The sequence below is a fragment of the Halobacillus sp. ABR2_026 genome (assembly GCF_056158545.1).
In genome coordinates this window covers 3,536,116-3,562,055 of record NZ_JBSWTM010000001.1, presented here as the reverse complement: position 1 = coordinate 3,562,055, position 25,940 = coordinate 3,536,116, and the positions used below count along the sequence as shown (strand labels likewise).

General features: G+C 44.7%; 20 protein-coding genes. 14 read left to right on the top strand and 6 right to left on the bottom strand.

The window, feature by feature from the left end; genetic code table 11:
* Positions 1–174: 174 nt before the first annotated feature.
* A complete protein-coding gene (locus ACXADE_RS18130) occupies positions 175–1,290 on the bottom strand; it encodes a Fe(3+) ABC transporter substrate-binding protein (protein WP_474981820.1) in 1,116 nt (371 codons plus the stop codon).
* A 302-nt stretch (positions 1,291–1,592) separates the two neighbouring features.
* Between ACXADE_RS18130 and ACXADE_RS18125 the strand changes: the two genes are divergently transcribed.
* From ACXADE_RS18125 to ACXADE_RS18100, 6 genes are all read left to right on the top strand, one after another.
* Positions 1,593–3,014: an alanine/glycine:cation symporter family protein gene (locus ACXADE_RS18125; RefSeq protein WP_474981819.1), complete on the top strand. Its 1,422-nt coding sequence runs from the start codon at positions 1,593–1,595 to the stop codon at positions 3,012–3,014.
* Positions 3,015–3,164: 150 nt separating this feature from the next.
* Complete coding sequence (locus ACXADE_RS18120; RefSeq protein ID WP_474981818.1) at positions 3,165–5,060, top strand: ABC-F family ATP-binding cassette domain-containing protein; 1,896 nt, start codon at positions 3,165–3,167, stop codon at positions 5,058–5,060.
* 136 nt (positions 5,061–5,196) lie between these two features.
* Positions 5,197–6,444 carry an aminopeptidase gene (locus tag ACXADE_RS18115; RefSeq protein WP_474981817.1) on the top strand — a complete coding sequence of 416 codons (1,248 nt, stop codon included), beginning with the start codon at positions 5,197–5,199 and terminating at the stop codon, positions 6,442–6,444.
* A 317-nt stretch (positions 6,445–6,761) separates the two neighbouring features.
* The gene (locus ACXADE_RS18110; RefSeq protein WP_474982268.1) at positions 6,762–8,237 is read left to right on the top strand and encodes a phytoene desaturase family protein; all 1,476 of its coding nucleotides are present in this window, start codon (positions 6,762–6,764) and stop codon (positions 8,235–8,237) included.
* A gap of 44 nt (positions 8,238–8,281) precedes the next feature.
* On the top strand, positions 8,282–8,455 hold the full coding sequence (locus ACXADE_RS18105) for a hypothetical protein (protein WP_474981816.1): 174 nt from the start codon (positions 8,282–8,284) through the stop codon (positions 8,453–8,455).
* A 155-nt stretch (positions 8,456–8,610) separates the two neighbouring features.
* Positions 8,611–10,137: a BCCT family transporter gene (locus tag ACXADE_RS18100; protein ID WP_474981815.1), complete on the top strand. Its 1,527-nt coding sequence runs from the start codon at positions 8,611–8,613 to the stop codon at positions 10,135–10,137.
* Between the two features lie 126 nt (positions 10,138–10,263).
* Here the strand turns inward: ACXADE_RS18100 and kynB are convergent, their stop codons facing one another.
* Genes kynB through recQ form a run of 3 tightly spaced genes read right to left on the bottom strand, consistent with a single transcriptional unit; the run spans position 10,264 to position 14,336 of the window.
* On the bottom strand, positions 10,264–10,890 hold the full coding sequence (gene kynB / locus ACXADE_RS18095) for an arylformamidase (protein WP_474981814.1): 627 nt from the start codon (positions 10,888–10,890) through the stop codon (positions 10,264–10,266).
* A 13-nt stretch (positions 10,891–10,903) separates the two neighbouring features.
* Positions 10,904–12,181 carry a kynureninase gene (gene kynU, locus ACXADE_RS18090; RefSeq protein ID WP_474981813.1) on the bottom strand — a complete coding sequence of 426 codons (1,278 nt, stop codon included), beginning with the start codon at positions 12,179–12,181 and terminating at the stop codon, positions 10,904–10,906.
* Between the two features lie 19 nt (positions 12,182–12,200).
* Positions 12,201–14,336 (bottom strand): DNA helicase RecQ, encoded by a 2,136-nt coding sequence (recQ, locus tag ACXADE_RS18085; protein ID WP_474981812.1) that lies wholly within the window; start codon positions 14,334–14,336, stop codon positions 12,201–12,203.
* Positions 14,337–14,448: 112 nt separating this feature from the next.
* Here recQ and ACXADE_RS18080 point away from each other — a divergent pair, with 112 nt between their 5' ends.
* The 4 genes from ACXADE_RS18080 to ACXADE_RS18065 all read left to right on the top strand — a co-directional run bounded on the left by ACXADE_RS18080 (position 14,449) and on the right by ACXADE_RS18065 (position 18,939).
* Positions 14,449–15,384, top strand: coding sequence for an NADP-dependent oxidoreductase (locus ACXADE_RS18080; RefSeq protein WP_474981811.1), 936 nt, complete (start codon positions 14,449–14,451; stop codon positions 15,382–15,384).
* A 264-nt stretch (positions 15,385–15,648) separates the two neighbouring features.
* Positions 15,649–17,109 carry a circularly permuted type 2 ATP-grasp protein gene (locus tag ACXADE_RS18075; protein WP_474981810.1) on the top strand — a complete coding sequence of 487 codons (1,461 nt, stop codon included), beginning with the start codon at positions 15,649–15,651 and terminating at the stop codon, positions 17,107–17,109.
* Complete coding sequence (locus ACXADE_RS18070) at positions 17,102–18,064, top strand: alpha-E domain-containing protein (RefSeq protein WP_474981809.1); 963 nt, start codon at positions 17,102–17,104, stop codon at positions 18,062–18,064. The genes ACXADE_RS18075 and ACXADE_RS18070 overlap by 8 nt, the downstream gene beginning before the upstream one ends.
* Positions 18,065–18,087: 23 nt before the next feature.
* Entirely contained in the window at positions 18,088–18,939 is an 852-nt protein-coding gene (locus ACXADE_RS18065) for a transglutaminase family protein (protein ID WP_474981808.1), read from the top strand.
* A gap of 39 nt (positions 18,940–18,978) precedes the next feature.
* On the opposite strand, the gene brnQ is transcribed toward ACXADE_RS18065, so the two are convergent.
* On the bottom strand, positions 18,979–20,298 hold the full coding sequence (gene brnQ, locus ACXADE_RS18060) for a branched-chain amino acid transport system II carrier protein (RefSeq protein WP_474981807.1): 1,320 nt from the start codon (positions 20,296–20,298) through the stop codon (positions 18,979–18,981).
* Between the two features lie 479 nt (positions 20,299–20,777).
* Here brnQ and ACXADE_RS18055 point away from each other — a divergent pair, with 479 nt between their 5' ends.
* Positions 20,778–22,634 carry a cation:proton antiporter gene (locus ACXADE_RS18055; RefSeq protein ID WP_474981806.1) on the top strand — a complete coding sequence of 619 codons (1,857 nt, stop codon included), beginning with the start codon at positions 20,778–20,780 and terminating at the stop codon, positions 22,632–22,634.
* A gap of 36 nt (positions 22,635–22,670) precedes the next feature.
* On the opposite strand, the gene ACXADE_RS18050 is transcribed toward ACXADE_RS18055, so the two are convergent.
* Entirely contained in the window at positions 22,671–22,853 is a 183-nt protein-coding gene (locus tag ACXADE_RS18050) for an SE1832 family protein (RefSeq protein WP_474981805.1), read from the bottom strand.
* Between the two features lie 121 nt (positions 22,854–22,974).
* Here ACXADE_RS18050 and ACXADE_RS18045 point away from each other — a divergent pair, with 121 nt between their 5' ends.
* The 3 genes from ACXADE_RS18045 (at position 22,975) to ACXADE_RS18035 (ending at position 25,906) form a co-directional block, all read left to right on the top strand.
* Positions 22,975–23,820, top strand: coding sequence for a GNAT family N-acetyltransferase (locus ACXADE_RS18045; RefSeq protein WP_474981804.1), 846 nt, complete (start codon positions 22,975–22,977; stop codon positions 23,818–23,820).
* A 231-nt stretch (positions 23,821–24,051) separates the two neighbouring features.
* Positions 24,052–24,609, top strand: coding sequence for a TRAP transporter small permease (locus tag ACXADE_RS18040; protein ID WP_474981803.1), 558 nt, complete (start codon positions 24,052–24,054; stop codon positions 24,607–24,609).
* 31 nt (positions 24,610–24,640) lie between these two features.
* The gene (locus ACXADE_RS18035) at positions 24,641–25,906 is read left to right on the top strand and encodes a TRAP transporter large permease (protein ID WP_474981802.1); all 1,266 of its coding nucleotides are present in this window, start codon (positions 24,641–24,643) and stop codon (positions 25,904–25,906) included.
* The last annotated feature ends 34 nt before the right edge of the window (positions 25,907–25,940 follow it).

The following is a 25,940-nucleotide window of genomic DNA, read 5'->3' as shown; positions in this document are numbered from 1 at the left end:
TAACAAGTTCAAGCATGACACGCCCTTTATCCTTTCAATCGTTCTCAGCCTTGAATGAAACGAGCCGTAAAGCTCCCTTTATTCAAGGTTGAGTCCGCTATAATGATAACAGTTCTCAATGGTTTTGTATAGAAAAACCGCACCATGACAGGGTACGGTGCGGTTTAAAAGGTGTTATTTCCAGCCTACTTCGTTCATAATTTGAATGGCGCGATCATTGTTTTCTCCAAGCTCATTTAGGCGAATGTCCTGTTCTTTGAATTCGCCCCAGCTTTGAAGCAGCTCAGAAGGTTCTACTTCGGGATTCACAGGATATTCATAGTTCGCTTCAGCAAATTGTTTTTGAGCTTCTTCTTTTGAAAGGAACTCGATGAATTTCTTTGCATTTTCAGTATTTTTGCTGCTGGCAGTGACACCAACACCACTGATGTTCACGTGTGTACCTGTCGTGTCCTGGTTCGGGAACATAATTCCCAGCTGTTCCGCGACTTTCACTTCTTCTTCATCTTCTGAATTTAACATTTTACCCATGTAATAGGTATTCATGACAGCTACATCACCTTCGCCGGCTGCTACAGCTTTTGCCTGGTCACGGTCTCCCCCTTGAGGGTCGCGGGCCATGTTGTCTACGATTCCTTGAGCCCATTCTTTCGCGGCTTCTTCACCTTCCGTTGCAATCATAGATGCAACGAGAGACTGGTTGTAGATATTTGATGAAGAGCGGATCAATACTTTGTCCTGAAGTTCATCATTTGTCAGGTCCATATAGGTTTGGATTTCTTCTTCATCTACTCGTTCTTTATGGTAAGCAATGACACGAGCACGTTTAGTCAAACCGAACCAACTGTTATCTTCGTCACGGAATTTTTCCGGGATATTTTCACTCAATACATCACTTTCAACGGACTGCAGCAGGTCCTGGGATTTTGCACGATGGAGACGTCCAGCGTCTGCAGTAATTAAAAGGTCTGCTTCAGAAGCTTCTCCTTCACGATCCAGGCGCGCAATCAATTCATCATCTTTTCCTTCGATGACATTTACTTTGATTCCAGTCTCTTCTGTAAATGTATCATACAGTTCCTGGTCTGTATCATAATGGCGGCCGGTATATAAGTTCACTTCCCCGCCTGTTTCTTCACTTGCATTTTCTTCACTATTTTCTTCTGTCTGACTGTTTTCAGCATCATTTGAATCGGCAGACTCTTCCTCATCAGAACCGCCGCCACATGCAGCAAGCACGATCATTGAAAGGGTAAGGATCAAGCTCATTAAAAACCATTTGTTTCTCATGTTCTTTCCACCTCATTATGTAATAATTTCTCTGTCAAATGATAATGATTTTCATTCCAGATATCATTTTACTTTAATCAGTTAAGAAGTCAAGCGAATATTTAGAGATGCTTATAGGGAAGAGGTTTCTGCTGCCCAAAAATAAGTTTGTCTGCGAGGCGTGGGAGGTATTTCAATAGGAATGAAGTAGAGGGGGAGAGCTCTTCTATGATAAAATGTATAAGTTCTTGTAGTTGTGGGAGTTTGCTTGTAAACGATTACGGGAAATGACTAAAAATGGAAAAACTAGAGAGGTGAAAAATATGGTGGAAGAGATACTTACTTTTCTGAACGACTGGATGTGGGGAACCATTCTTGTCGCAGCCTTACTTGGTTTAGGTTTATGGTTTTCGATCCGGTTGAATTTTGCCCAGTTCAGATACATACCGGAAATGCTCCGCGTTTTATTTGACAAACGGTCGATTTCTGCAGAAGGAAAAAAAGGGACATCTCCATTTCAAGCTTTTGCGATCAGTACGGCCTCCCGTGTAGGTACGGGGAACTTGGCAGGTGTTGCTGCGGCGATCACCGTCGGTGGCCCGGGAGCTGTTTTTTGGATGTGGATCGTCGCTATTCTCGGCGGAGCTTCAAGCTTCATCGAAAGTACGCTGGCTCAAATCTACAAAGTTCCAGAGAAGAATCAGTATAGAGGGGGACCGGCCTACTATATTGAAAAAGGGCTGAAAAATAGAGGTTTGGGGATTGTATTTGCCATTACGATCACGTTCACGTATGGCCTGGTTTTCAGTTCTGTTCAATCGAATACGATCCGCCTGGCCTTTGAAAATTCTTTCGATATGGATAAATGGCTGCTTGGCGCAATTCTAACGGTTATTGTCGCACTTATTATTTTCGGTGGTTTGAAACGAATTGCTCAAGTGACTCAGTTTATCATCCCGATCATGGCGATTTTTTATATTATTTTAGCCGGCTATGTCCTGATTGTGAATATTGGACAGGTTCCTGCTATGTTTGGAGATATATTCGCCGGGGCCTTCGGCTTCCGTGAAATTGCTGGTGGATCGTTTGGTGGTATGATTCTTATTGGTATCAAACGCGGCCTGTTTTCCAACGAAGCTGGAATGGGTAGTGCACCAAACGCAGCGGCTACTTCTGAAGTAACCCACCCGGTTAAACAAGGATTAATTCAGACGCTAGGGGTATTTACAGATACACTGCTCATTTGTAGTGCCACAGCCGTCATCATTTTATTTGCTGGTGATTATGTAGGAACAGATCTTGACGGTATTCAATTAACCCAGGCGGCTTTTGAATCTGAACTCGGTACATGGGCAGCCATTTTCATTGCAATCGCGATCTTCCTGTTCGCTTTTAGTTCGATTATCGGAAACTATTATTATGGAGAAACGAACATCGAATTTATTAAGACGAGCAAGCCGGCGATCTTTATTTATCGTGTAGCTGTGCTGCTTATGGTGATGTTCGGGGCAGTAGCTGAATTTGGTCTTGTCTGGTCACTTGCTGACTTGACGATGGGAATTATGGCGTTGATCAACTTGTATGCGATCTTCCGATTATCATCAGTTGCTTACGCTGCACTGCAAGACTACAGAAAGCAGAAAAAAGCAGGGAAAGATCCTGTCTTCTATCAGGATCATCTTCCAGGTGTCGATGGCATGGAATATTGGCGAAGAGATCAAACTTCTCAGAAAGAAGAAGGATAACATATAAAAACCAGCCTTCGGATATCATCCGAAGGCTGGTTTTTTATCATCTGAGGAAGAACAGGAGATGTGAGCAAATTCTGTTCACCGTAAGTGGGCATGCAGATGTGATATGATGGATGAAGATATTCAGTAAAAGGGATGAGCGGAATGAGTTTATTAGCAGTCAATCATTTGAGTAAAAGTTATGGAGATAAGGATCTATTCGACGATCTTTCATTTACGATTTCCAATCACCAGCGAATCGGTCTGATTGGAGTAAACGGGACTGGGAAATCTACCCTGATGAAAATCCTCGCGGGAATAGAGAGCGGAGATACAGGTGAGAAGGATCACGCCAAGGATTTCACCGTGGAATATCTACCTCAGGAACCAGAACTTGATGAGAGTAAAACCGTCCTTGAGCAGATTTATCACGGGGATGCTGAAATAATGGTGGTCATGAGAGCCTATGAAAAGGCTCTTTTAGATCTTTCTAATCAGCCCGAAAATAAACGTGTCCAAGAGCAAATGCTTGAACTTCAGCAGAAGATGGATGAAAAAGGAGCCTGGGAAGCCAATACAGTGGCGAAGACGGTGTTATCAAAGCTTGGAATTTCATACTTTGATAAGGCAGTAAGCGAGCTTTCCGGTGGTCAGAAAAAAAGAGTGGCAATTGCAAAAGCGCTCATTCAACCGGCGGACCTTCTCCTGCTGGATGAGCCGACGAACCACCTTGATAATGAAACGATTGAGTGGCTGGAAGAATATTTGTCTTCTTATAGAGGCTCCCTCATCATCGTTACTCACGACAGGTATTTCCTGAACCGGGTGACAAACTTGATTTATGAACTAGATAAAAGCCGCCTCTATATTTATGAAGGAAACTATGAAACGTTCTTGGAGAAAAAAGCGGAACGAGAAGAACAGGAGCGTCAGGCTGAGCAGAAACATCAAAACACCCTTCGGAGAGAATTAGCCTGGTTGAAAGCCGGAGTAAAAGCTAGAACGACAAAGCAAAAAGCCCGCAAACAACGGGTGGAGTCGATGAAAGAAGAAACCTTCGATACGAAAAAAGAAAATGTGGAGATGGCCATCGGGTCCACCAGACTGGGGAATGAGGTCATTGAATTGGAAGGTATCACCCACGGTTTCGGGGAACAGCGATTGGTTCAAGACCTCCACTATCTTGTGGTGCCTGGAGAGAGATTGGGAATTATAGGGCCGAACGGGTCAGGAAAAACCACCTTGTTGAACATTATGGCCGAACGAATCCAACCGGATTCAGGGACTGTAAGCATCGGTTCCACGGTCAAAATTGGCTATTATACGCAGGATCATGGAGAGCTTGATGGCTCTCTTAAAGTTATTGAATATATTAAAGAGACAGCTGAAGTGATCACGACGGCTGGAGGAGACGAAATCACTGCCGAGCAGATGCTGGAACGCTTTTTGTTTCCGCGTCCGCAGCAATGGACATATATCAAGCGGCTTTCTGGCGGAGAGCGCCGCCGTCTCTATTTATTGAAAGTATTGATGAGTGAACCAAATGTCTTATTCTTAGACGAGCCAACCAACGACCTTGATACAGAAACTCTGAGTGTTTTAGAAGATTACTTGGAACAGTTCCCGGGCGTCGTCATCACAGTTTCCCACGATCGTTATTTCCTTGACCGTGTAGTCAACCGCCTGCTCGCATTTGAAGGAAATGGGGAAATCCAACGATTCTACGGCAATTACACAGAATACCTTGAGCAAAGAAAGGCCGAGCAGAAAGCCGAACAGGTAACCAAGAAGGTATCGGCTCAGGAGGAAACCCGTAGAGGAAATAGAAAACGCAAACTATCCTATCGCGAAAAGCAGGAATGGGAGACGATCGAAGATGAGATCGCTGGTCTTGAAGAAAAGATGGAGCTTCTTGATGAGCAGCTGGCGGCTGAAGCTACGAATTACGATCGCGTCCAGGAGATTTCAAAGGAAAAAGAGGATGTTGAGGCAGCATTGGAAGCAAAAATGGAACGGTGGGAAGAACTTTCTCTGATCGTTGAAGGGGAAGAGGAGAAGTAAGCAGAGGAGAGCGGTACTTTCGTGCCGCTCTCTTTTTCATGGTAGAGGCGATACGGAGCCGTTCTTTTCCTTTTGTAGTTCCGTGCGTTTTATGGAATAATGAATACGGATACAAAAAAAGACAGGAGGAATCAAAATGAAAATGCCAAGCATAGAAAACTTGGAAAAGTATGCAGAGTTGGCCCTCCGTACAGGCGTTAACCTGCAAAAAGACCAATTGTTAATGATCAATTCAACCATCGCTGGAGCAGATTTCACCCGTGTCGTTGCACGCAAAGCTTTTGAGATGGGTGCTAAAGATGTACATATTAACTGGGGTGACGATGAACTGACTCGTATGAAATATGAGTATGCCGATCAGGAAACGTTGTCGGATGTTCCTGAATGGCAGAAACAGCAGTATACGTATTTTGCCGAGCAGGGAGCGGCTATCCTGTCCATTCGTTCCACAGACCCTGACCTTCTGAAGGGCATTGATGCAGGCAAAGTTGCAGCAGCTACAAAAGCAAGATCAGAAGCAATGTCCAAATTCCGTGATTACACGATGAATGATCGTATTCAATGGTCAATTGTCAGTATTCCGATTCCGAAGTGGGCCCAAAAAATATACCCTGGTGAAGAGGAAGATGCAGCAGTTGAGAAACTATGGGATCAAATCTTCAGTATCGTCCGTGTCGATCGTGAAGACCCGGTGGCAGCCTGGGAAGAACATAATCAAACTTTGATTAAAGCCCGTGAATACTTGAATCATAAACAGTATCAAAAGCTCATCTACAAAGCCCCGGGCACTGATTTGGAAGTAGCGCTTCCTGAAGGCCATATTTGGAAAGGCGGCCCTTCGAAGACAGTCGGAGAGGGGGTTCAATTCAATCCGAACATGCCGACAGAGGAAGTATTTACTGCACCGCATAAGTACGGAGTGGATGGGAAAGTTTCCAGCACAAAACCACTGAATTACGGTGGGAATGTGATCGACAATTTCACGTTGACATTTAAAGAAGGAAAAGTTGTGGATTTCACAGCGGAAGAAGGGGAGGAAACCCTCAAGCATCTTCTGGATACAGATGAAGGTTCCCGCCGCCTTGGTGAACTGGCTCTCGTTCCGCATGAGTCCCCGATTTCTCAATCCGGGCTGATCTTCTATAATACGCTATATGATGAGAATGCTTCCTGTCACCTAGCTTTAGGGAAAGCCTACCCGAACAACATGACGGGTGGTTCGGATATGAATGCAGATGAGCTTGATCAAAACGGTGTGAATGACAGCCTGTCCCACGTTGATTTTATGATGGGATCTGGTGAGATTGATATCGATGGTGTCCTTTCAGATGGAACGACAGAACCTGTCATGCGTAAAGGTAGTTGGGCCATTACATTCGAATAGAAAATGATAAAAAACCGGCAGCTCATGAGCTGCCGGTTTTCTTACGTATACGAAAGTTTCATTTCTTCCAGTTGTTCATGGCTCTTATGTTCGAAATACACCTCATACCATTGGTCAATCCTATAAATTAGTGGTTTTGAGAAAGATTTATGGCAAGGATAGAGGGGATGGCGATAATCCTGCAGGAAGAGCATCCTTATTGAAATACTACAGGGAAAAGTTCAAGGGGACTCAACGACGGCTTTCTCCATTAGAACATTGAGGACGGCTAAAAAAGGAGGAAATGGGGAAAAGAGGAGGAGGAGGTGAGAGCGGTGATGTATGATGTCGCTATTGTCGGCGCCGGTTTTGGGGGACTCTCGGCTGCAGCTTCTTTAGCCGGTAAAGGAAGGAAAGTAGCTGTCTTTGAAGCTTCCAATGAACTGGGAGGAAGTGCGGGGAAGTTCGAAAGGAGCGGCTACCGTTTTCAATCAGGGGCTACTGTAGGGATGGGCTTTGAAGAGGGCGGGGTTTTGAATGAGCTTTTTTCACAGCTGAAAATCAAACCTCCACCGATGACGATGCTGGATACGATTATGAATATTCATATGCCCGATCGTACAATACATTACTATCGTGATCGTCACCGTTGGTATGAGGAAATTCAAAAGCATTTTCCGGAAAATGCTTCTGCGATCCAAGCCTTTTATGATGAGGTGTTCAAAGTAGGGGCGATGGTCGATCAATTAATAGATAGGCTTCCTGTCTTTCCACCGCGCACGATGAAAGATTATTTGAGGCTCCTTCCTTTAGTGAACACTCATTCTTTTCAACTTCTCCCATTTATGACTCAGACCATAGAAGATCGTATGAAAAAATACGGCCTTCACCATCATCGGCTCTTCCGAGTATTTTTGAATGGCGAATTGATGGATAGTGTCCAGTCGAGTGTGGAAAATTGCCCGGCGTTTTTGGGTTATACAGCTCTTCAGACCTTTCACAAAGGGGCGTATGCGGTTCATGGCGGGCTTGCCTCAGTGGCGGAACGTCTGGCGTCTTTCATTAAAAGGGCGGGGAGCGATATTTATAGGAGGCACCCGATTTATAACGTAACGAAGAACGGCCATCACTTCGAACTTCATACAAAGCGTGACCGCGTTTTTCATGCACAGAAGGTTCTATTGAATAATTCCGTCCACAACTTCCATGATACGGTATCAGAAGAACTGGGTGACCAATCATATGTTAATGTCCTGGAGGAGGCTGAGAGAAAAGCATGGGGGGCTTTTATCATCCACGCAGGAATCAAGGGGGATGCTTTTGATAATGAGGATGTATTCTATCATCAGTTCATCGACCCTGAAAATCCTGATGACCTTCACGATGGCGGACAGTTTTTAATGTCCTTATCACATCCGGATGATGCAGTTATGGCTCCGCCTGGGAAAAGGTCGCTGACGATTTCCACCCACACCCCCATCTCTTTCTGGTGGGATTCAGACCAATACGAAAACAATAAAGAAGAAATGAAAGATCGGCTGATTCATACAGTGGATCATTACTTTCCTGGCTTTAAAGATGATTTAGAAATCGTGCTCCCAGGTACACCCGTCACTTTTCAGAAATGGTTAAGAAGAAAACAGGGCAAAGTAGGAGGGTACGCACCGACAGGGAAATATAGCTGGATGAATAGTTACTCGATCCGTACAGGTATACCTGATCTCTATCAGTGTGGAGACACTGTGTTTCCAGGAGCAGGAACGCTAGGGGTCACACTCTCAGGGATTATTGCAGCAAGCGAACTATCAAGATGATGGTCCGAAAGGGAACAGAGATTTAATAAAGGAGATGAATGTAAATGTACAATGCTGGTAGCAATGAAATGCCGGGTTTCCAGACGAACCCGAACAATTATGATGAATGTCAACGCTGCGGAAAACCTCTGCGACTTAAAGAAGAGAGGGAAATAAACCTTTGTAAGGAATGTCAGGATATTCAGGAAGATCATCAGGTGGAGTCGAGAGATGAATGAGAAACGGAGGGCGCTCCCGGTTGCGGGAGGCCTTTTTTATTCGATCCATTTCCATCCCTGAAGGATAAATGAAATATCTTTACACCATAATAATAGTAGTGTTAGAGTTGTACATTGTGCATTCAAACACATTATTGAACTAAAGGAGACAACTAATGGAAAATAAAAACTCAGGCCGGATTGATTGGCCGGTATTTGTCATAAGTGGCGGATTATTAGTCCTTTTCGTCATTCTTGCACTTATTGATATTGATTTGATTGAAATGGTCGTCAGCGACAGCTTCGCTTGGTCGGCCAAGTACTTCGGAGCTTTTTGGCAGGTGCTTATGCTTGCGACCTTTTTCGTAGGCATATGGCTTGCTTTCTCCCGTTACGGAAAAATCAAAATGGGGGATATGGAAAAGCCTGAGCTAGGGTTGTACAAATGGCTTTCGATTATCATGGCTACTTTATTAGCAGGAGGCGGTGTATTCTGGGCAGCAGCAGAACCAATGTGGCACTTCCTGACCGTCCCGCCTTCTCAATCTGGTGTCGAAGCTGGAACAGAAGCAGCTATCGACCCGGCATTAGCTCAAAGCTTTATGCATTGGGGTTTCCTTGCATGGGCCATTTTAGGAACCATCAGTGCCATCGTCATGATGTATGGGCATTATCATAAAGGGATGCCGATGAAGCCTCGTACATTGCTGTATCCTATTTTCGGTGAGAAACTACGCAGCAGCTGGCTTGGCACGCTTATTGATGCCTTTTCTGTTATCGCTGTTGCTGCAGGTACAATCGGACCGATTGGTTTTCTAGGATTGCAGGCCAGTTATGGACTTCAGGAAATCTTCGGAATTCCTAATCAGTTCAGCACACAATTTTCAATTATCCTGGCTGTTGTGATCATATCTACAATTTCAGCTGTTACAGGTCTTTACAAAGGGATTCAATTCTTGAGCAGTTTCAATGTCCGTATGGCTATTGTACTGATGGCGTTTATCGTCATATTCGGACCGGGTGGTTTCATTATTGATCACTTCCTTTCCGGCTTTGGATATTACGTGGATCAGTTTATCCCGATGAGTACGTATCGCGGAGACGAAGGCTGGCTGTCTCTTTGGACAGTATTCTTCTGGGGCTGGTTTATCGGGTATGGACCAATGATGGCGATTCTCGTCAGCCGTATATCCAGAGGCCGGACCATCCGTGAAATCATCATTGCCGTATCCGTGTTTGCACCGGTTATATCGACGTTCTGGTTTACAGTACTTGGTGGTTCCGGAATTTTCTTCGAATTGAGCAATCCCGGGTCCGTTTCCGATGCACTAAATGCAGCCGGCAACCCTGCGGCGATGTTTGCAATTACGGAGCAATTCCCACTCGCAAGTGTTATATCTCCGTTATTCTTGCTTTTGACGATTCTTTTCGTTGTAACAACGAGTGACTCCATGTCGTACACGATCGCTATGGCTGTAACCGGAGAAGGGAACCCGCAAAGCTGGCTTCGTGTGTTCTGGGCAGTTTTGATGGGCGCGATCGCTGTCATTCTGTTAATTACAGGAGACAGTGGGATCACTCAGCTGCAGAACTTTATCGTCGTCACGGCCGTCCCAGTGTCCATTCTATTGCTGCCAATGGTTTGGCTCGCTCCAAAAGTAGCGAAAAAAATGGCCATCGATCAACGGATTACAAAGAAGTAGATGGTGATGAGAAAACTCACGCCAGAAGAGAAGGACATCTTTTCTTTCCTTCCCACATCCCAGCAATAAAGGAGCTGAAATAACCGCCCAGGGAATCCCCTGGGCGGTTATTTATGTTTTGATCTATTACGATTCGTTTTTGCGGAGGACCGCCCGTACGGGGCTTCCATCGGCCTGTTCCATTTTTAATGGGAAAGCAAACAATTCATACAATCCTGGTGTAACATGAGAGAGAGTTATCCCTTCCAGAATAAGTATATCTTGTTGATATAAGGTGTGATGTCCTTTCAACTCCTTACTCGTTTCAGGATCAACAGAAGGTGTGTCGATGCCAATGAGATCGATGCCGTTTTCTTTTAAAAAGGGGCCAAGATCTTCTCCAATGACGGTGTAACGGTTAGGGAAGACTTGGCGGTCTTTCCAACTGTCCGTAAAGAACAGCACTTTGCTCACCTCGCTCAAGTCTACATCCTCTACCAGCTTTTTGGTAATGATGGGCGCATCATGGATAGGTAGGACAAGGGCACGTCCGGAAAAGCGCTCGACAGGTAGATCTGCAATTTTTAATCCATGGTCATCATAATGATAGGGAGCATCTACATGTGTTCCTATATGATTGCTTCCCTTAAACTGCCCGACATTGACAGAACCCGTATCTTTCATCGTCCATGTACGTTTATATTCGAAAGGTTCGTCTCCCGGCCACGGAGGCGTTTCGTTGTTCAGGGTCATGCTTATATCAATGAATGTCATTCCATAGACCTCCTTACGCAATCGTATCTCGTTCATTTTTGAACAATTTTTGTTTTCCATTCTCCAAAATATCTTTCAAACATACAACGACATCATAAACATCTTCGTAAGATGTATAAAAAGCGATCGGGGCGAGACGAATGACATTCGGTGAACGGAAGTCAGGAATGATCGACTCCTGTTTCAGAGCTTTACAAATACTAGCAGCCTCGTTATGAATGAGGCATACGTGACCTCCTCGGTTTTCATCATTCAGGGGATTTCCGATTTGGAACCCCTGTCCGGGTAATTCCTGATGGATGAGGTCCATTAGCATTCGGGTAAGCTTTAATGACTTCTCTCTGATCTTTTCGATCCCTGCTTCTTCAAAAAGTTTCAACGACCCAAGCAGAGGGGCAGAGCTCAGTATATGGGGCGTTCCCATCTGGAAAGCTCCTGCGGAGGTTGCTGGTGTCAACGTGTGGCTCATATCAAACTGTTTATCTTTATCAGAACTGAACCACCCGGCAAGACCCGGACCGTTGCCGAGATGATTTTCATGGACAAAAAGTCCACCTACTCCCCCGGGTCCGCTGTTTAAGTATTTATAAGTGCACCATACAGCAAAATCGACGTTCCACTCATTCAACTGGTGGGGAAGAGCGCCTATCGAGTGGGCCAGGTCAAATCCGGCCACAATCCCATATTCGTGCGCGGCTCGTGTTATTTTTTCAATGTCAAGCAGCTGACCGCTGCGATACAGAACAGAAGGGAGGAGGAGGAGAGCGACATCCTCATCCATTTCCTTTATGAGGGTCTCTTCGGAAAGGGTGTAGCCATCCTCACTGGGGACACGGATTAAATGGTCACGTGGATCAAGGCCGTGCCATTCGAGCTGACTTTTAATGGCATGGATGTCTGACGGGAAGTTTAATTCATCAGCAAGAATTTTTGTTCTTTTTCCCTCTGGTTTGTAGAATGTGGCGAGCAGCTGGTGAATGTTCGATGTGATGGAACCTGTGTTAATCACTTCATGAGCATTAGCCCCAATGAGAGGGGCGGTCATGGCCCCGATTTTTTCAGACATGTAAAACCATGGCTCTTGTCCTTCGGTCCATCCCCCTATGCCGTGGGTCTTCCAGTCCTTTAAAGAAGTGGCAAGAGTTTCTTCTGATCGTTTGGATAATAGCCCCAGGGAATTCCCATCCATATAAATCATATCTTCCTGATAAAATTCATCCTTGAATACCCGAAGCGGGTCTTCGAGGTCGAGCACTTTTGCATCTTCTCTTGAAATGACAGATTTGGTCATCGTTGTTCCTCCTCATCCATTAGTCTTCAAGCAACTGATGTTTCACAAGCACGGCTTTGATCATAGGGTAGGAAAAACCTTCAGGTAGTGATTCTTTTAAAGGTTTTAGTTTTTTTTCTTCCATTTGGTCATAAGCATCGATGATGGTCCGTTCTTGTTCTTCATTGAACCATCGTTTCCAATCCATAGCATAGCCTTCTTTTCCAGCGCGAAAAATATGATTTTCGATCGTCTGTTGTCCCATGTCTCTCTCTTCGGCTATGCTCTTGATTTCGTGCCCTTCCGTCCATAAATCGTAAGAGATGATATGGCTTGGACGTTCGTCAAAGGGATCTTTCTTTTCAGGAAAACGATTAGCCGCAGGTTTCTTTTTCGTTTCGGCCTCCTGAGCCCATGGATGTATTTCAGCTAGGAACCGTTCTCCATATTTTTCGAACTTTTGTTCACCGATTCCTTTGATGTTTATCATTTCTTCCTTATTCTCCGGAAGATATATGGATAAGTCTTTCAATGTGGCATCAGAGAAAATGACATAAGGAGGCAGGTTACTTTCATCTGCAATCGCTTTACGCAGCTGGCGCAGGACTTCGAAATATTCCTCGTTGTATTCCGTTTTTTGTTTTTTTGTTGTGGATTCAACGAGCATCATGACAGGCTGACTTCCTTTGATGACAGAAACGGCTTCAGTCGTGAGCTTTAAAGCAGGGTAGCGGCCTTCTCCTGTGGATAGATACCCTTCTGCTGTCAAAAATTGAATGAACCGGGTCAATTCTTTTTCAGTATAATTCGGCATGATGCCGTAGGTCGACAGGTTTTGAAAACGGAACTGCTTTACTTTCTGATCTGAAGATCCTTTCAGAACTTTCGCGGTTAGACCGGTTCCGAATTTTTCCCCCATCCGTTTCACACAGGACAAGACCATTTGAGCTTCTTTTGTCATGTCCTGTTCTTCTCCTTCATGCGTGCAATTTGTACATTTACCGCACGGTTCCTTATCTGTTGGATCATCGAAGTAGTCCAGGATGTATTGCTGCAGGCAGGAGTGAGTGTGACAGTAGTTCACCATCGCTTGCAGTTTTGTATACTCCTCTTTCTTCTTCTCTTCATTCGGAGACTGGTCAATCAAAAAGCGCTGGAGATTGATATCCTGACTCGAGAAGAGCAGCACACAGTCCCCGGGTTCGCCATCACGTCCGGCACGTCCGGCTTCCTGGTAATACGATTCGATGTTCATCGGCATCGAATAATGAATGACATACCGAACATTAGATTTATCGATCCCCATACCGAAAGCGTTGGTTGCAATCATTGTCGTCACTTCATCTTGAACGAAATCCATCTGCGCTTGTTTTCTTTGGTGTTCGGTCATGCCTGCATGGTATTTTCCCGCTGCGAACCCTTTTTTCGTCAACAGGTAGTGAAGTTGGTCGGCATCTTTTCTTGTGGCGGTATAGATAATCCCTGATTCATTCGGAATCTGAGTCAGATATTCGCTGATGAACTCGCGTTTATCTCGTCCTTTGATAATGCGGAAGGATAAATTTTCTCTTGTGAATCCGGTATTGATCACATCAGTATCTTCAACATTGATCAGAGATTTTATGTCCTTGATGACTTCCTGTGTGGCTGTAGCTGTAAGAGCCATGAGGACAGGCAGATTTGCCACTTGTTTTAAAGTGGGAACAATGGAACGGTAACTTGGGCGGAAGTCGTGTCCCCATTGGGATATACAGTGAGCTTCATCAAAGGCGATCAAGGAAAGCGGAATGCTGTTGATGGCGGCCAGGAAATTCGGGGAATCGAATCTTTCCGGAGCGACATACACGAACGAGTAGCGGCCGTTTTCCATATCCCGCAGTCGTTGCTGCTGCTCGTTATGGGAAAGAGAGCTGTTTATGTATGTAGCAGCGACACCATAGGAAAGGAGGGCATCCACTTGGTCTTTCATTAACGAAATCAATGGAGAAATGATGATCGCGGTTCCTTGCAGTGTAAGTCCGGGGATTTGATAGCAGAGGGATTTTCCGCCACCTGTAGGCATGACTGCTAAGGTGTTTCTCCCTTCAAGAACGTGGGAGATCGCCTCTTGTTGACCAGGGCGGAAGGAGGAATAACCGTAGTACTGCTGGAGAATTTTTTCGGCCTGTTGAATCATCATGATCATCCTTTTAAATATAATCTTCTTACTCCCACATCTTATCATGTTTCACGTGAAAACAGTGGGGAAAACTATAGAATCCAGACCTCTCTAAAGGAGCGATTCTTTGATGAAAGCTATTGTGATTGAACAATATGGAGATAAAAATCAATTGGTAGAAAAAAACGTCGATCAGCCTGTCCCGGAAGAAAATCAAGTCATCGTGGAACTTCGGGCAACGTCTATTAATCCCATCGACTGGAAGCTTAGGGAAGGGTATTTAAAAGAAATGCTGGATTTTGATTTCCCTATCACCTTAGGTTGGGATGCCGCCGGAATCGTTGCGGAAGTTGGGTCTTCTGTAGATAAATTCAAAGTCGGGGATCGTGTTTTCGCCCGACCAGACACGACGCGTTTCGGAACCTATGCCGAGTATACAGCCGTTGAAGAAGACTTGCTCGCTCATCTCCCTGAGAATGTATCATTTGAAGAAGCAGCTGCTGTCCCTTTGGCCGGGTTGACCGCCTGGCAGTGTCTTGTGGATTTTGGTGACATTCAGGAGGGAGACCACGTCCTTATTCATGCAGGATCAGGCGGTGTCGGTCATTATGCTATTCAAATAGCTAAACAAAAAGGTGCCTATGTGGCTGCAACCGCCAGCGGAAAAAATAAGGAATGGGTAGAGAACTTGGGCGTGGATCGATTTATCAATTATAGAGAAGAAGAATTCTTTGAGCTATTAAGCGATTATGATCTCGTCCTTGATACGCTTGGGGGAGAGATACAGGAGAAAAGCTTTTCTGTCCTTAAGAAAGGAGGACGACTCCCGTCCATCGTTCAGCCGCCCGATGAGAAGCTGGCGGAAGAACATGGTGTCAAAGCCGGTTTTGTATGGCTGGAACCAAGTGGTGAAAAGTTGTCAAAATTAGCTGCCATGATGGAATCAGGAGATTTAGTATCCGTTATCGGCCATAGATTTGATCTGACGGAAGAAGGTCTGAGGGAAGCGCATAATCTAAGTGAAACTCATCATGCTAAAGGAAAAATCGTCATCAACATAAAATGATGCATCCCCCGGTTGAACCACTCTGATTGATGTTCAACCGGGGATTTTTGTTTCATGATGTGTCTGGCATTCTCCGCCACCTTTCTTGCCTATCGCAGTGCCACAAAACCAAGTTCTACTCATGTGCCAGCGTTCATTTCCCAGTACTCCCCTGAAATTGGAAGGCGTTGTCTGTCAATATTTGTTTTAATTTTCTTACAATTTATGAGTGATTGCGTTAGACTTAGGGTAAAGACATAGGAGAAACAGAATGGAGGAGAGGTCTTGCTAACAGATTATCAAACGGGTATCTATTTTGATGAAATGATGAAACAGGATGGTCAGCCGAAACAGCATTATCAATGGTTTTATCAACTGGTCAATCAATTTACAGAACGCGATTTGATGAATAAGCATGAAACCGCACAATTAAACTTTCTAAGGCAGGGCATTACATTCACCGTGTATAATCATACAGGTGGAACCGAAAGAACGATGCCGTTCGACTTTGTTCCAATTATTATTCCAAGGAAAGATTGGGAAGAGATCGATAAAGGAATGAAGCAGCGGATGACTGCCCTCAACCACTTCCTTGAAGATATTTATCATGATCAGGAAATTGTGGAAGCGGGTGTCGTTCCTAGAGAGTTGATTGAAAACAACCCCTATTACTACAACAAACAGGTCGGAGGGATCAATGTCCCGTTAAGAAATCATATCTTCCTTGCAGGAGTGGATCTGATCAGAGATGAAAAGGGGCAATACCGGGTATTGGAAGATAACCTCCGGAACCCTTCCGGAATGTCGTACGTTTTTCAGAACCGCTATGTAATGAGGCAGGTATATCCTGAACTGTTCTTCCAACATTCTATTGCAACATTGGAGCACCAGCTTTCCGAACTGCACCAGGCTGTGACAAGTCATCTGCCTGCTAATGCAGATTTGGATAAGGCCCCTACAGCCGTATTGTTGACCCCGGGCATTTATAATTCAGCCTATTATGACCATGTTTTTCTGGCACAGCAGATGGGAATTGAACTCGTTGAAGGAAGAGATATGATTGTAAAAGATGATGTCGTCTATATGAAAACGATTAAAGGTTTGAAACGCGTAGACATCATTTATAGAAGAATTGATGATGATTTCCTTGACCCTGAGGCTTTCCGTCCGGATTCAGCCCTGGGGGTGACCGGTTTGTTGAGGGCTTATCGTAAAGGGAATGTATCGATACTTAATGGCATCGGAAATGGTGTGGCAGACGATAAAGCGATGTACGTATATGTTCCGGAAATGATTCGCTTCTACCTCGGGGAAGAACCAATCATTCCAAATGTAGAGACCTATTTTTTAAGCGATCCGGAACGTTTGGATTATGTATTGGAGAACATTCATGAGCTTGTCATTAAAAATGTAGGGGCATCTGGAGGATACGATATGCTGATAGGTCCTCAGGCAGATGAGAGCGAACGTGAGGAATTCAAGAAGAAAATCATCGAAAGTCCTCATCAATATATCGCTCAGCCGACAATAAAATTATCGCGTGCTCCTGCTTATCAGGAAGGAAGATTTTATCCATGTCATGTGGATTTGCGTGTGTTTGTCATGAATGGAGAAAAAACGAACGTACTGCCAGGAGGATTGTCGAGAGTAGCTCTTAAAGAGGGATCTCTCGTGGTGAACTCTTCGCAGGGCGGAGGCGGAAAAGATACGTGGATTTTGACAGAAAGTGGTGATCAGCATGCTTAGTCGTGTCGCAGATTCTCTTTACTGGATGGCGCGCAACATTGAACGTGCGGAGAACAATGCCAGAGTGCTTAGTGTTCAGTTGATTCATATGCTTGAAGCGCAAAATCAGGAGGCCGCCGATCGTGACTGGGAAGAGATTGTGGAAGTGTGTGCTTCCGCAAAGGATTATTATGGCCTTTATGACCGTTTGGATAGAGAGACGATTATCCAATACTTGACGATCAGTCCATTTAACATGAACTCTTTGATGAATGGGATGAACTATGCCCGGGAAAATGCAAGGGCTACCCGCGACATTATCCCGGAGGAGTTGTGGGAAGTGTTAAATGAGTTCCACCTGGATCAAAAGGACTGGCAGGAACTCCCTAATACAAGACAGCATACTCAGGATTACTTGAAAAAAGTCATCCATACATCGATGACCGCTCAAGGCGTGATTGAATCGAGCATGAGCAGAGGTACCCCTTACACCTTCATTAAAGTAGGGAAATGGCTGGAGCGTGCAGAGAAAACGGCAAGAATATTGAACGTGACTTGTGAGAAGAACCGGAAAGAAGCGGATGTTCCGACGGACCATTATTATTATTGGCTGACGGCTCTGCAGTTCCTGAATGGATATGATGCTTATATTAAGGAGCACCCTCCTACCATGGAATCCAAGCACGTTCTTAGTTTTTTAATTAAAGAAGGAACCTTCCCCCGTTCCATCCGTTATTGTATGGATCATGTTTTTGAAGCGGTAGAGAAGCTGGAGGATGGAAAGGTCTCTCATTACTCTGAGGATCTCTTTCAAATGCTGGATCTCATCCAGAATGAAATTACAAATACGAATATAGAAGAAATGGATATGAATCAGCTCATGTCGTTCCTCGATCATTTTCAGGATCGCTGTATGACATTGAGCCGTATGTTCTCTCAAACTTATTATTTGATAGAACCCGTACATGCCAAGTAGAGGCTACTCAGGAGGAGTACGTAGTGAAATTTCAAATCGAGCATACCAACACCTTTTATTATGATAATTTTGTCGATCAGAGCATGAATCATATCCGTCTAAAGCCGAGGACGGATGAATGTCAGCGTCTGCTCGCTTATCGGACGGAGATTACCCCGGGATCGATGACGAAAGAACACATCGATTTATGGGGCAACCACGTGGAAACCTTTTTCATTCCGGAGAAGCATGAACATTTGACGTTGAAAACTATTTCCACGGTCAGCATTCAGAAGAGTCCATTCATTCGTAACATCGAATGTTCAGATGAAATGAGGACCATCTTTCATTCGGAACTTTTCCGACACCACTATTTAGCGTACTTGAATGAGACTCCTTATACTTTTCTTTACAAAGAACAGCACGAAGAAATTATTAGAGAAGTTGGCGACGCTAAAGACCCGATCCGCTTTTCTTTAAGGTTGATGGACTATATCCATCGTTCATTCTTTTATAATACGATGTCCACTCACGTCAATACGAAGGCGTATGAATCATGGCCTTTAAGGGGGGGAGTCTGTCAGGATTTTGCCCATATTATGATTGGGGTCCTAAGATCCCAGGGCATTCCTGCACGGTATGTGAGCGGTTACCTGTATGTAGGGGAAGATTCAGCTCTCGTGGGCGATGCGGCGACTCATGCGTGGGTGGAAGTGATGGTCCCCGGCATCGGCTGGATCGGATTGGACCCGACGAATAATGTAGAGGCTTTGGAACAGCACATTAGAATCGGTACAGGAAGGGATTACGCGGACGTCAGCCCCCTTCAGGGTGTTTATCGCGGCGGTGGTCAAAACCTTGATGTGAAAGTCAGTGTAGCTCTTCTGGATCAATGAAAAAAATCCCTCTCCATCATGGAGAGGGATTTTCATACGTCAGCTGTTTTGAAAGCTTTCCTTATGTCTAGGCTGCCCTTTGCTGAAATCAATGACGAGACCGATGAGCCCACCGATGATAGCAGGGAAAATCCAGCTAAGGTTCAATTCGAACAATGGCAGTCGGCTGATCAATGGTTCAATGGCAGAGACGTCTGCTCCAAATGCAACAAGTCCATCATATACTCCTATGACAGCTGTCAAAAGGATAGCTCCCCGATATACATAAGGAGAGTGCCTGAATAGCGGACTCATGAATGTCAAAGCAACCAAAACAATCGTAATCGGGTACACGAATACAAGAACGGGAACAGAATAAGCGATGATCTGATTTAATCCGATGTTTGAAATAGCGAAGCTGATCAAACTTACAATGATAATCACATGTTTATAGGTGAGTCCTGGTACGCGTTTAGAAAAGAATTGTCCGCAGGCTACGGTGAGACCGATACATGTCGTCAGGCAAGCAAGTCCTACGATCAGACCGAGAAGGATTGTACCAATTTCCCCGTACATGAGGCTGGCTGCCCCTGCCAGAATGGCACTGCCGTTATCAAAGGATCCTTCTGTCGCCATTTTCGCACCGATCCAGCCAATCGCAGCATACACCGTGGTGAGACCAACGGCTGTCACAAGGCCTGCTTTTAACGTGCGGGTAGTCAAAACTTTAGGGTCAGTGACCCCGCGGTCCCGGAAGGAAGAGACGACAATGATTCCGAAAGCGAGTGAAGCGATGGCGTCCATGGTAAGGTAACCTTCAATGAAACCGGTGAAAAACGGCTGGGCTTGATATTTTTCCCCTGCAGGTTGAATCGGTCCATCAAGCATGAAGAAGCTTCCAACCACAAGTCCGAGGATCGCCAGGAATAAAGCAGGAGTTAGAATTTGACCGACCCGGTCCACCAGCTTGGATGGGTTTCGGCTGAGCCAGTAAACGAGTAGAAAGAATAAGACCGTAAAAATGAATAGGGTCATTGATTTTCCGTTCGTAAAAGGGACGATTCCTGTTTCGAAGGCCACATTCGCAGCTCTTGGTATTGCAAAGAATGGTCCAATGACTAGATAGACCATCGCTGTGAATAATAGCCCGAACATAGGATGCACGCGTCCGGCCAGTTGAACGGCCCCGTTCCGTACGAGGGAAATGGCTGCCACTGTAATGATGGGTAAACCGACGCCGGTAAGCACAAAGCCTAAAATGGCTGGCAAATAGGAAGTGCCTGATTCAATACCGAGGGAAACAGGGTAGATTAAGTTCCCAGCGCCAAAAAACAAAGCAAACAGTGTAAATCCAATAAAAATGGTATCTCTTGCTTTCATACTGGAATCCTCCTCACAGATGTCTGTATATTTTGCGTAAAAAAAGCGCTCTTATCCAAAAGGCGAGCGTCAAGAATTAAGGTTCTGCATAATATTCATTATGGAAAAAACGAATGAGATGAATGCACCGCCGTAATACTATCAATGTCATACCTTTCTGTCAATTGTTTTTTTAGAAAATTTAAAAAGGTTATGATTACCATATTAATTATGGAAGGAGAAGCCTTGTCAATATAAGGGTCAGCCACGATAGTTTCTTTTTGTTTTTCCCATCGAGGCATGTTTGAGAGAGAAGAAGTATAAGTTAGAGAACGCTTTCGTTCGATCGTAGATGAAGCGAGGGTGGCTAAGACTTATAAAGGATTGAAAATCAGGGGCTTTTTTTACAGACAATTTAGTTTACAGATGATGGAGTGGCAGATAGAATATGTCTATATCACTTGAGGCCGTACATACACCTTACAGAAGGAGACTGTTCAATGATTGATTCGTTACTATTACAACTGATGCTGGTCGGGTTTCTTGGCGTTGGCTCCCAATGGGTGGCCTGGCGTTTCCGGCTGCCTGCCATTGTCGTCATGTCCATTGCCGGTCTTTTAGCAGGACCTGTATTCGGATTGATGAACCCTGAGCAGGACTTCGGAGAACTATATAAACCTATAATATCTTTGGCAGTCGCCGTCATCCTTTTTGAAGGAAGCTTGAACCTGGATATGAAGGAAGTGAAGGGATTAGGCCGTCCTGTATTTAGAATCGTTACTTTCGGGGCATTCCTGAGCTGGATCTTAGGTTCATTGGCGGCCCACTATGTGGCAGGACTTTCCTGGGCAGTTGCTTTTACGATCGGAGGTTTATTCATTGTTACGGGGCCAACCGTCATCCTTCCTTTGTTGCGTCAGGCAAAGTTGAAGCCAAGGCCGGCTAAAATTTTGAAATGGGAAGGGATTATCGTAGACCCGATCGGTGCCCTGCTGGCCGTTTTTGCCTTTGAAATCATTGTCTTCTTAACGAACAACGATCCTTCCGCCTTATTGATGTTCTTTGCTGCGTCTGCCTTTGCTGTATTTCTGGGCTGGGTGTGCGGAAAAGGAGTCGGGTGGATGTTTGAAACGGGGTATATCCCTGAATTTCTAAAATCCCCGGCTGTCTTTGCTGTTGTTATTGCGTGTTTTACTATAGCAGATGAAATCATGCATGAAACAGGGTTGTTATCAGTCACGGCAATGGGGATGACACTTGCCAATATGCACATCTCATCGATTGCGGATATGAGACATTTCAAAGAAAACATATCGTTATTGCTTATCTCTACGATTTTTGTCATGCTGACCGCTTCGTTGACTGTCGAAACGTTGGTGGAGATCTTCAACCTGCAGATTATCGGGTTTGTTGCTTTGATGTTATTCATCGTCCGACCATTGTCCATCTTCTTATCAACAGTCGGAACAGACTTGTCGAAATCAGAAAAACTTCTCGTCGGTTGGATCGCCCCGAGAGGGATTGTAGCCCTGACGGTTGCGAGTTATTTTGCGAGCGTGTTGTTGGATGAAGGTTTTGAAGATGCCTCGATTCTTATCTCGTTAACATTTGCCCTTGTTTTTACGACCGTTGTCGCTCATGGGTTCTCCATTGGGTGGCTGGCTAAGAAGTTAGGCTTGTCAATGGAAGGACCACCGGGTGTTCTCATAGCAGGAGGGAGTGCCTTTTCTACTGGTCTCGCTAAAACGCTTGAAGAGCTTAAGATTCCTGTTCTCCTCACAGACTCATCATGGGAAAGACTTTCAAGAGCACGATCACGGGGGATTGAATCTTACCATGGGGAAATCTTATCTGAACAGACCGAATACTATTTGGATCTGACCCCCTATGAATATTTAGTCGCGGCCACTGAATTAGACTCCTACAATGCCCTTGTTTGTACGACATTCGTCCCTGAGTTCGGTCGGAACAATTCTTTCCAATTGAGTTTAAACAATAGGGAAGGTGATGACTTGGAGGATCTCGTCCATACCATCGGGGGGAGAGTCTTATTCGAAGAAGGGGCATCTTGGGAAGAGATGAATGCCCGGGTCGAAAATGGTTATGTATTCCGGAAAACGACAATAACCGAACAATACACGTTTAACGATTACATGAAGAATATGGATCAGCATGCCATGCTCCTATTCGCCAAGCGCGCGTCCGGAAAGGTCGACTTTTTCACTCCGGATATTGAGTATAAAGCTGAAAATGGAGATGTCATTGTCTCCTTGATGCCGCCAAGTAAAGAGTTTGAAAAAATTCAAGAGAAACTTGAAGGTCAGAGGAAAGAAAAAGAAAATAAAAAGAAGGAATAAAAGAAAGACGGAGGAAATAAAATTCCTCCGTCTTTTTTATTGCTCAGCCATAGCTAGCTGTTTATTCAAATCTTTTAATTCCTCTTCCATCCGGGCCAGCTGCTTTTCTGCGTTCTGAACATTTGCTCCCGCCGCTTCTAACTTATCTAAATCCCCTTGGATTCGTATATAATCCGCCTTCAGGAAAGTGATTTGGTCCTGAATTTCTTTTTTGTTCATGTTCATCCACCCTTTCTTTATGTTGTTCTTCTTGATTGAGACAAGTATAATGAGAAAAAACATCTTATTCAGAATTTTAACAAAAAACGGTTTCGAACTAAAGGAAAAGGGGTATGTACATTTGACTATTGTTTATGAACACGATCCAATCAAGTTTCATGAACAAGTGGAACCGCTGCTATTGTCTAAGGAAGCTGAAAACAACCTCCCTTTGGGTATTTTGGAACGATTGAAGACCTCTCAAAGGCAAGAAGCTTGTCATCTAATCAGCTACCAGGACAACGGTAAACCTTTGTTCATGTCCATGAGAACACCACCTCATCTATGGATCATTCCATCACTAGCTCATTGGAATCCTGCACACCTTCGTGCCTTCACACAATATCTACACAATGAAGGGCAGGAAGTGCCGGGCGTAGTTGGGGAGAAAAAAGCTTGCGAATATTTTGTTAGAGAATGGAAGAACATAACAGGGCAGAAAGCAGAGGTACAGATGGATCAGGGCCTCTATAAGTTGGATCGCTTGAAGCCTATACAGAAGCATAGAGGACATTTGATAGAAGGGGAACCCTCTCATAAGAGCTTTTTGGAAGACTGGCTGAAACAGTATGGGAGAGAAACTGGCGAACAACATATGGCTGATGGAGCCAGGGAGATCATAGAAAGTCTGCTTGCGGATCGACGCCTCCATCTCTGGGTAGTCGATGGCACACCAGTCTCTATGGTAAGTCGTGCCCGCACGACAAAGAACGGGGCAACAATCAACGCAGTTTATACACCGGATCCTTACAAAAGGAAAGGGTATGCCTCACAGGCTGTATGGCACCTGACGGAAAAGCTGCTCAACAGCGGATTCTCTTTCTGTTCGCTCTACACGGATCTTTCCAATCCAACGTCCAATTCCATCTATGAAAAAATTGGTTACGAAAGGATTGGAGATTCTGTGGTCTATCATTTCCATCCTTAATTTCCAATATAAGTTAAAAGTAATAGTGAAATTGGAGCATTTGGTACGTATGGAGAGGGATGTGGAAGATAAAAGCCTCCGCCTACTCCAAATTCCTTATAGTGTAAAATATAATCGAAATAAACGAAAAATTCTGTTTAAACTGATTTGAGTGCATGGGCACTATTTCGGTATTATGTTTAGTAATTGACCTAAAAACTACTACAACAATCATTTAGGAGGATTACATAGTTGAATGTGTTAAAGGTAGTAGACAAAACTATTCTGAAACTCGAAGAATTCATATTAAGTTATGCTGTCATCATCATTGCATTGATGGTGGTAGGGAAGGCGATCATTCGTGAGACATTCGGGTATTCCCTGCCATTCGCCGATGAAGTCAGCCAAATAGCTGTAGTCGTTGCTACGTTCATGGGAATCAGCTATGCCGCCAGAAAAGGCCGTCATATCAGTATGTCCGCCTTTTATGATCTGGCACCTTTCAAAGTGAGGAAGGGTTTGGCTATTTTCATTCCGTTAGTCACGGCGATCGTTTTATTCGTTCTTGGTTATTATTCCTGGTTGTATGTCATGGATGTGCGGGAGTCCGGAAGGGTAACATCAGCTCTCCAAATGCCGGCGTATTACCTTTATATCTTCATCCCGATCGGCTTCTTCCTTGGCGGAATCCAGTTTCTCAGAAATATGTGGATCAATATCCGTAACCGTGAGGACGTGTATCTGGGAACCGATGCGAAAGACTACAATGATCAAGACACAACAGAAGAATTAGAAGGAACACACTTGTAATAAAAATCCACGGTCTAGAAAGGGTAACGATATGATAGCGACAATGCTTATAATCATGGTGGTGCTGCTCTTTTTGAACTTCCCGATGATGATCCCTCTTATGGTGGCACCATTGATCATTATGTTCATCTACTTTCCGACGCTGGACCCCATGATCCTCATGCAGCAATTTTCCACAGGGATCGAAGCGTATGTACTACTCGCTGTCCCTCTTTTCATATTTGCAGCAGATATCATGACAACAGGAAAGACATCCAACCGATTATTGGATTTTATCGGGTCCTTTATCGGACATATTCGGGGTGGTTATGCCGTAACGACGGCCGCTGCCTGTACATTATTCGGGGCTATATCTGGATCGACACAGGCAACAGTGGTAGCGATCGGTAAGCCAATGCGCGAGAGGCTGCGGAAAGTCGGTTATAAAGATTCATCAGCTATTGCATTAATCATCAATTCAAGTGATGTAGCTTTACTTGTACCGCCTAGTATCGGGATGATCATTTATGGTCTTGTCTCAGGAACATCGGTAGGGAAGCTGTTCATCGCTGGGATCATCCCAGGCGTTCTGGTTTTCCTCTGCTTTGCCGTCTATAGTGTCATTTATGCAAAAGCAGCGAATATCCCGCTTGCTGATAAAGCCAATTGGAGCGATCGCTTACATATGACGAAAAAGGCACTCCTGCCTTTAGGTTTCCCAGTATTGATCATCGGTGGGATTTACACGGGATTGTTCAGTCCTACAGAGGCTGCCGGTGTATCTGTACTCTACGCCTTCATCTTAGAGGTCTTAATCTATCGCTCTGTTCATATTAAGGAGATCCCGAAAATCGCAAAATCGACGGGTCTTGTTACATCCGCGGTATTTGTACTAGTGGCTGGCGGTCAGGCCTTTACATGGGTGATTTCATTTGCGAGAATTCCGCAAATGATCACAGATACAGTGCTTGGGTCTGATCCGAGTGCCATTTATGTATTGTTAATGGTGACGATTTTCTTCTTCATCGGCTGTATGTTCGTCGATCCGATTGTCGTCATCCTGATTTTAACGCCGATTTTCTATCCGGCTGCGATAAGTGCAGGGGTCGACCCGATTCATTTAGGGGTCGTCATTACCTTCCAGGCAGCGTTAGGATCTGCGACACCGCCATTCGGTGTGGATATATTCACCGCAAGCGCGGTGTTCAATAAACCGTACTTGGAAGTGATCAAAGGAACACCGCCATATATCCTGATGATGTTTGTAATATCTGCCTTACTTATATTCTTTGAAGAACTTTCTCTCATCCTGTTATAGGGGAAAGGGAAAGCTATTATACACAAAAACAAGG